General features: G+C 45.7%; 2 protein-coding genes. Both read left to right on the forward strand.

Annotation, left to right across the window (positions count from 1 at the left end):
• Window positions 1–1,396, forward strand: a 1,396-nt coding sequence (locus PPOP_RS03970; RefSeq protein ID WP_306304714.1) for an extracellular solute-binding protein, incomplete at its 5' end; no start/stop codon positions are given.
• 270 nt (window positions 1,397–1,666) lie between these two features.
• On the forward strand, window positions 1,667–2,005 hold the full coding sequence (locus PPOP_RS23290) for a response regulator (protein WP_042227362.1): 339 nt from the start codon (window positions 1,667–1,669) through the stop codon (window positions 2,003–2,005).
• Window positions 2,006–2,016 lie beyond the last annotated feature (11 nt).

The raw sequence follows: 2,016 nt of genomic DNA on the forward strand, positions 1-2,016 counted from the left end.
GGTGGGAGAGATCGAGATGAAGACAAAGTGGAAAATGGCCTGTATGCTGCTAACTATTGTAAGCTTGCTCAGCGGCTGTTTCGGAGAGAAGAAGGCATTGGAGCCATTGAAGGAAGGAAACGAAAAGGTAAAAGTAATGTATTCTAACAAAGAGGATTTCTACAAAGATTATGGAAGCCTTTTTACTGCTGCTAAACATCTGAATATTGAATTCGACGTCATTAGTACAGTGAAAGGGAGAGGTGAGCTCGAATATGAAGAGATCCATAAATTGATAGAGAAGCATCAACCTGATGTGCTGCTCCTGGACGAAAAATTGTTGGCATCCTATGCCCAAGAGGGAAAACTGTATAGCTTAGATGAAATGATAGCGGAAGAGAAATTCGATATAGCAGGATATATGCCGGGCGTTATTGATAACTTGCGTGCGAGAGGAAATGGTACGTTATATGGGTTGGCTCCTCGCTTTACTGTCCCTGTATTGTGTTACAACCGCGATGTATTTGAGGAGAACCATATAGAGCTACCGCGCAACAAGATGAGCTGGCAAGAGTTGTTTGATTTGTCCAAGCGCTTCGAGGGTATGGGATCAGGTGAGAACCGCGTGTTCGGACTTGATCAGCCTTTCTGGTTCCTCGACAATGCTTTGCAATATATTGCAAGTTCCTTTTCCTTGTCCATGTTCGATATGAAGGCAGAGAAGTTACTTCTTAATTCGGACGGTTGGAAGAGAGCCGTTACGTTAACAACAGATGTAATACGCTCAAAAACAGTCTCTTTGCCTCTCGTGGAAAGCAAAGGAGAACCCACCGCTCTCAATGATGATCCCTTTTTCACAGGGAAAGCAGCCATGACCATTGCCGAGCCTTGGTTCATAGCATATAACAACATGGATATCGGCGGAAAAAAACTGAATTGGGATATGGTCACCCTTCCAGTGAACCCAGGAAACCCTGATGAATCTCCGCATGTGCGATTGGAAGAAATTTATGCAATTTCAGCTACTTCCCAGAATAAGCGAGCGGCATGGGAATTTATCAAGTTCGCAAATGGAGTAGAAATGGCGAAGGTTTTTTCTCGTTCCGTGAGCGGCTCGTTACCGACGAGAGGTCAATTCATCAAGGAATTTGGTGGAAAAAGTGCGGAGCCTTTCTATATGCTAAAGCCTTCGTCGCAGATTTCATTCCTTTGGAATCGGAGGGATGTTCCGGAAGAGTTCAACAGTTCCTTCACCCCGTTGCTCACGGATGCATTAGAAGCGATTATAGCTAACAAGAAGACCGTGGATGAAGCGCTGGCTGAGCTGGAAGTGAAAGGTCAGGACGCATTGGTGAAAGCGCGCGCAGCAAAGAAGAAGGAAGAAAGTTCAAGAACGAAGGCGGCAACAGGCAGTTAATGGGCAGCGACCATTGACTAACTTGGCAGGATGAAAGTTGATAATAACATACTTAGTTACGGTTGACTTTTAAAAAAATAGAAAAGGAGAGAGCGGGATGAAGAGGAAATGGAAAATGGCCTGCGTGCTGCTAACTGTGGTAACCTTGCTCAGCGCCTGTTTCGGAGAGAAGAAGACATTGGAGCCATTGTAAGCGTCAAACCAATCCCACCTGTGCATAGCAAGTCAAAATAGTCACAATTTACGGCAGAGCACTGGCTGCTGCCCGTTGTGGCGGAAATGAGGCACCATCTGCTGAAGCAGGATGTGCACCCGTTTCGGTATCTCACGCACTTGTTCGAGCAATTGCCGCAGCTTGCCAATCTGCAAGAGCCACTCGACGTAATTAGTATAGTGGAAAAGGGACGTAAGCCCGAATATGAAGAGATACTTACATTGATAGAGAAGCATCAACCTGATGTGCTGCTCCTGGACGAGGGATTGTTGGCATCCTACGCCCAAGAGGGAAAGCTATCTAGTTTAGAAGTGTCAATATCGCTCGAAAATTCCCCAAAAGTATCGCTCGAAAATTCCCCAATTTCATCGGTCGGCTTCAGCATCGCCTATTGAATCAGGACGAA

Origin of the sequence: Paenibacillus popilliae ATCC 14706, from assembly GCF_000315235.1 — a bacterium.
Lineage (GTDB): Bacteria > Bacillota > Bacilli > Paenibacillales > Paenibacillaceae > Paenibacillus_B > Paenibacillus_B popilliae.